Raw genomic sequence first — 5468 nt, forward strand, 5'->3', positions numbered from 1 at the left:
CTTGATGGCCTTCGGCTGGGTGGGGGTACGCGGCGCGTCCGCGCGCAACGCGATCATCTTCTCGCCGATCTCCTGGAGCTGCTTACGGCCAAGCGCCTCGCGGACCTTGGGGAACCACTCCTCCTCTTCCTCCTCGACGTGGTGCGTGACGTTCTCGATCAGCACCGTGGTCTTGGCGGTGAAGCGCTCGTCGCCGGCGTCCATGCTGGCCAGTTCGGCGCAGAGCACGTCGGCCACGTGGTGCTCCTCGTACGACTCGAGGATGTCGTCCTCCAGGTCGGGCAGGAGCCGGCGGACCTCCGGGTACATCACCTCGTTCTCCAGGTAGGTGTGCACCGTCAGGGCCTCGAGGATCTGGTTCACCAGCTTCTGCCGCTGGCTCGCCGGCCCCTCCTCGGCGTCCTGGAAGGCCTTGAACAGGCGACGCATCTCCTTGTGGTCCTCTTTGAGCAGGACGATGGCATCGGTTGACACCGGCGTGCCCCCTTTCGTAGCTCGGCTGGGTGTCGATCCGGTACCCCGAGGCCGAGCGGCGAAACGGGCGAATGTGGCCGATCTCGCCTGTTCAGACGGTGGCCAGGGTGCGCGGGATCTCGTCGAGCAGTTCCCGCGCCAGGAAGCCGATCCGGCCGTACCGGGGGATCAGCCGTTGGCCGCTCACGGCGTGCGCGAACGCTCCCCAGCAGGCGGCCTGCGCCGGGTCGGCGCCCCGGGCGAGCAGCCCGGCGAGCAGGCCGGCGAGCACGTCTCCGCTGCCGGACGTGCCGAGGCCCGCGTCGCCGCTCTCCTCCCGCCACCCGCGCCCGTCCGGGGCGGCCACGTGGCCGTAGAGCGAGACGACTGCCTCGTAGCGTTGCGCCAGCTCGGCGGCCTCGGCGTCCAGGTCGTCGCCCGGCTCCCGGCCGAGCAGGTGCCCGGCCTCGGTCACGTTGGGGGTGAGCACCACCGGGCGGCCCGAGCCGACCAGCAGCTTCGGCTCGTGGCTGAGCGCGCCCAGGGCGTACGCGTCGAGGACCAGCGGGGTGCGCGGCCCCGCCGCCTCCAGGACGAGACTCAGCAGCTCGGCGGTCTCGTCGATGCCCTTCAACCCCGGGCCGAGGGCCACCACGTCGGCCACGCCGACCAGTTCACCGAGCTGGCCGGCCCGGTCGGCGGCGACCGCGCCGTCGGACGTCTCCGGCAGCCCGACCACCAGCGCCTCGGGCACCTGGATGCTCAGCGTGGCCGCGGTGGACTCGGCGGCGGCGAGCTGGAGCACCCCGGCACCGGCGCGCAGCGCGGCCACCCCGGCGAGCAGGACCGCCCCGGGCGTGAAGCGGGAGCCGCCGATCACCAGGACGGTGCCCCGGCTCTCCTTGCCGCCGGCCGGCACCGGCAGCGCCCAGTCGCGCAGCAGCCCCGGCGTGATCACCTGCACCTCAGACCGGTTCGGCATGGATCTCGTCCTCCCTCGTCGACTCGGCGCCCTGCCGGTGCAGGTGGCCGACCTCGTTGAAACCGCCCAGCGTCAGCCTGCCCTGGTCGTCGGCGGACCAGTCGGTGATCGAGCAGTTGGCGATGACGTGTTCGCGGGTCAACGCCATCAGCTCCGGCTCGGTCAGCCCTTCCACCAGGTACCGCAGGAGGAAGACCAGCGCGTCGTGGCCGAAGAGCAGCACCCGCTGGCCCTCGTGGTCGCGGCGCAGGTCGCCGAGGAGCGTCCGCAGCCGCAGCGCCACGTCGGTCCAGGCCTCACCGCCGGGCGGCCGGTAGTAGAACTTGCCCAGCCGGGCGCGGCGCTCGGCCTCGTCGGGAAACCGGCGGCGTACCCCGTGCCCGGTCAGGCCGTCGAGGATGCCCAGCTCCCGGTCGCGCAGCCGCTCGTCCCGGCTCACCGGCACCCCGGTGCCGTGCAGCGCCAGCTCGGCCGTGGACACCGCCCGCAGGTACGGCGAGACCACCGCCACGTCGGGGCGCCGATCCTCGGGCAGCCCGGCGAGCCAGCGGCCGGTCGCCCGCGCCTGCTCCTCGCCGGTGGCCGACAGCGGCACGTCGGCGTCGCGGTGGCTGAGCCCGATCACGTCCGCGCCGTTCTCCTCGGCCCGGGTGGCCGCCACGTTCGCGGTGCTCTCCCCGTGCCGGATGATCCAGAGCGTCGACAGTTCCGCCATGCCGACCCCCCTACCCGGGCGCCGCGCGCGGTAACCGCGCCCGGGGCGCCACCGGGCGGCCGGTGCGTCGGCTCAGCCGCGCCGTTGCAGCAGGGCCACGGTCAGCCCGGTCACGTGCGTGACGCGGACCACGTCGTAGCGCTGGGCGAGCACGGCGGACTGCTTCTTCGGCAGGCCGGTCAGCGGCGCGTCGGTGACCGTCGGCAGCAGCACCCACAGCCGGGGCTCGTCGCGCAGGCAGCGGGCCGGGTCGGCGCAGTCCGCGCCGAACAGCTCGTTGCGGTGGGCCGCCGACTGCTGTTGGAAGACGTTGCGCGGCGACACGTCCGCAGGGAGGTAGTAGCGCACCCCCGGCTCGTGCATCCACCACCAGGGGCCGCCCGCCACGAGGCCGTCACCGGGCTGGTAGCCGGCCTCGATGACCCGCGCCGCCTCCGAGTACGACAGCGGCTTGAACGCCCGCCCCTGCGGATACGTGTACCAGCCGTGCGAGTACTCCCCGCGCAGCGCGAGCTGACCGGGCACGCTCAGGGCGGCGAGCACCACCAGCCCCACCGCGACCAGCGGGGCGCGGCGCACCGCGGCGACGCCCGCGCCGGCGAGCACCGCCCAGGCCGGCACGAGGAACAGCAGGTACTTGGAGAAGAAGTAGTTGATGTCGCCGGTGGAGGCCAGCAGGATCACCGGCAGCGGCAGGGCGGCGATCACCGCCGCCACGGCGGTCCGCGCGGCGGCGTCGCGGCGCAGGTGGGTCAGCACGCCCACCACGGCCAGCGCGGTGATCGCGGCGGCGAGCAGCACCGAGCCGAAGGCCTGCTCCCAGACCGTCCAGGGCGCGCTGTCCGGGATCCAGCTGATCTGCCGCCCCGCCTGCTTCATACCGCGCAGGATCACCGGCGCGGCGATCCCCACCCCGGCGGCGGCGGCGAGCACGAACCAGGCCAGCGACCACCACCGGCGCTCCCGCCAGCAGTGGATCAACACGGCCACGCCGTGCCCGAGCAGCAGCGTGAGCGCCACCACGTTCACCAGGCCGATGGCGGCCACGGCGAGCACGTACGCGATCCAGCGCAGCCACCCCGGCCGCTGCAACGCACGCAGCAGGAACAGGGTTGCGGCGGCCGCGGCGAGGACGACGAAGGCGTACGACCGGGTCTCCTGCCCGAAGCGGGTGACCGTGGGCACGAGGGCGAAGACGAACCCGGCGGCGATCCCCGCCGTCTGGCCGAACACCCGTCGCCCGACCAGCGCCACGCACGCGGTGGCCAGGACCATGGCCAGGGCCGACGGGAGCCGCACGACGGCCGGGCCGGTGCCGAACAGGGTCGTCCAGCCGTGCATGAAGAGGTAGTACGCCCCGTGCACGGCATCGACGTTCGCCAGCATGCCCAGAATCTGCCCGGTCGAGCGGGTCGCCACGTCGACGGTCACCAGCTCGTCGTGCCACATCTCTGGGCTGCCGAGACGCCAGCCGACCGCGAGCGCGGCGAAGGCCGTGGGCCAGAACCAGACGCTGAGCGCGAGTCGGCGGACGAGGGGGAGTCGCCGTCGGGCCGGCTCGGTGGCTGGCGCGGGCGGCCCCGCGTCGGTCTGCGCGGGAGGCGCGTCCGTGGTGACGGCGCGGTCTGGCATCGGCGTCCGATCGGGGGGGCGTGCGGTGCGGGCGCGACGATGATAGCCCCCGCCGCGGTCGCCGTCGGCCCCGTCGTCCGGTCACCGGCGGTGGCGTCGCGACGGCCGTCAGGCCGGCTCGCCGGTACTGGATCCGGACGGGATGCCTGATAATGTGGCCGCGCCCGTCGAGCACTTCCACCACGCACAGTAAGGCCCGCGGAACCGATGATTGTCGACATCATGCTGCCGTACTACGGGAGCGTGCCCCTCATGCAGGCGGCCGTCCGCAGCGTGATGGCGCAGAGTGACCCGGGTTGGCGCCTGACCGTGGTCGACGACGGCACCGAGCCGGGCGTGCCGGAGTGGTTCGCTCAGATCACCGACGAGCGGGTCCGCTACCAGCGCAACGAGCGCAACCTCGGGGTCACCGGCAACTACCGCAAGTGCGTCGGCCTCGCCGAGCACGAGTACCTGGTGATGATGGGCACGGACGACATCATGCACCCCAACTACGTCGCCACCGTGCGATCGGTGATCGAGCAGTACCCGGGCGTCGGCATGGTCCAGCCGGGGGTCGAGATCATCGACGCCACCGGCGCGGTGGTCAACACCATGGTCGACGAGGCCAAGCGGCGGCTCTACGCCCCGCGGGTCGAGTCCCGGGAGCTGATGGGCGGCGAGGATCTGGCGGCCAGCCTGCTGCGCGGCTGCTGGTTCTACTTCCCGTCGATCTGCTGGCGGACCGACGCGCTCAAGGCCGTGGACTTCCGCGACGAGTTCCAGGTCATCCAGGACCTGGCCCTGGTGATCGACCTGATCCAGCGCGGCGAGCAGATGGCCGTCGACACCACCCTGTGCTTCCAGTACCGGCGGCACGCGGTCAGCAAGTCCGCCGCCGACGCGGTCACCGGCACCCGGTTCACCGAGGCGCGGGCGTTCTTCGTCGACGTCGCCCGGCGGATGGACGAGCAGGGCTGGCCCCGGGCGGCGCGGGCCGCCCGCCGCTACATGTCGTCCCGGCTGCACGCCATCACGCTGCTGCCGACGGCGGTCCTCGCCGGCCGGATGACCGGCGTCAAGAGCCTGTCGCGGCACGCGTTCGGGCCGGGCCGATGACCGACCGCAGCCAGGGAGACGCCAGCGCCATGATCGTCGAACCACGGCACTCGGCGGAGGCCGCCGGACAGCGGCGGAGGGTGGCCGTGCTCGGTGGCACCGGCTTCCTCGGCCGCCCCATCTGCCGGGCGCTGGCCGACCAGGGGCACACCGTGGTCGCCGTGGCCCGCACCGCGCGCGACGTCGGGCCGGGTGTCGAGGTCCGCGCGCTGGACCTGGCCGCCGCCGACGTCGACGAGATCACCGCGGTGCTGCGCGAGCTCGATCCGGACGTGGTGATCAACGCCGCGGGCGGCATGTGGGGGCTCACCGACGCGCAGATGCTCGCGGTCAACGTCACGCTGGTCGAGCGGCTGATCGAGGCCGCCGGCCGGTTGCCCGGGCGGGTCCGGGTGATCCAGCTGGGCAGCGTGCACGAGTACGGGCTGGTCCCGGTCGACACCTCGATGCCCGAGGGGCTGCCGCCCGCGCCGGTGATGCCGTACGGCGAGTTCAAGCTGCGCTGCACCACGGCGGTCGCCGAGGCCGACCGGCAGGGCCTGATCGAGGGCGTCACGCTGCGGGTCGGCAACGTCATCGGCGCCGGCC

General features: G+C 73.4%; 6 protein-coding genes. 2 read left to right on the top strand and 4 right to left on the bottom strand.

Annotated features, from left to right (window positions below; genetic code table 11):
• From AB0J68_RS26075 to AB0J68_RS26090, 4 genes are all read right to left on the bottom strand, one after another.
• Nucleotides 1-474, bottom strand: a 474-nt coding sequence (locus AB0J68_RS26075) for a hemerythrin domain-containing protein (RefSeq protein WP_363940846.1), incomplete at its 3' end; no start/stop codon positions are given.
• Between the two features lie 91 nt (nt 475-565).
• Entirely contained in the window at nt 566-1435 is an 870-nt protein-coding gene (locus tag AB0J68_RS26080) for an NAD(P)H-hydrate dehydratase (RefSeq protein ID WP_363940848.1), read from the bottom strand.
• A complete protein-coding gene (locus tag AB0J68_RS26085; RefSeq protein WP_355137241.1) occupies nt 1419-2150 on the bottom strand; it encodes a histidine phosphatase family protein in 732 nt (243 codons plus the stop codon). The genes AB0J68_RS26080 and AB0J68_RS26085 overlap by 17 nt, the downstream gene beginning before the upstream one ends.
• A 72-nt stretch (nt 2151-2222) precedes the next feature.
• Nucleotides 2223-3782 (bottom strand): glycosyltransferase family 39 protein, encoded by a 1560-nt coding sequence (locus AB0J68_RS26090; protein ID WP_363940851.1) that lies wholly within the window; start codon nt 3780-3782, stop codon nt 2223-2225.
• A 207-nt stretch (nt 3783-3989) separates the two neighbouring features.
• Here AB0J68_RS26090 and AB0J68_RS26095 point away from each other — a divergent pair, with 207 nt between their 5' ends.
• The gene (locus AB0J68_RS26095) at nt 3990-4880 is read left to right on the top strand and encodes a glycosyltransferase (protein WP_354862608.1); all 891 of its coding nucleotides are present in this window, start codon (nt 3990-3992) and stop codon (nt 4878-4880) included.
• A gap of 29 nt (nt 4881-4909) precedes the next feature.
• On the top strand, nt 4910-5468 hold a 559-nt coding region (locus AB0J68_RS26100; RefSeq protein ID WP_363940853.1), incomplete at its 3' end, for an NAD-dependent epimerase/dehydratase family protein.

Origin of the sequence: Micromonospora sp. NPDC049580 (genome assembly GCF_040675595.1) — a bacterium.
Taxonomy (GTDB): domain Bacteria; phylum Actinomycetota; class Actinomycetes; order Mycobacteriales; family Micromonosporaceae; genus Micromonospora.

Coding starts and splice junctions, on each gene's coding strand:
- AB0J68_RS26090 (WP_363940851.1), bottom strand. CDS start 3,782: ATGCCAGACCGCGCCGTCACCACGGACGCGCCTCCCGCGCAGACCGAC.
- AB0J68_RS26080 (WP_363940848.1), bottom strand. CDS start 1,435: ATGCCGAACCGGTCTGAGGTGCAGGTGATCACGCCGGGGCTGCTGCGC.
- AB0J68_RS26085 (WP_355137241.1), bottom strand. CDS start 2,150: ATGGCGGAACTGTCGACGCTCTGGATCATCCGGCACGGGGAGAGCACC.
- AB0J68_RS26095 (WP_354862608.1), top strand. CDS start 3,990: ATGATTGTCGACATCATGCTGCCGTACTACGGGAGCGTGCCCCTCATG.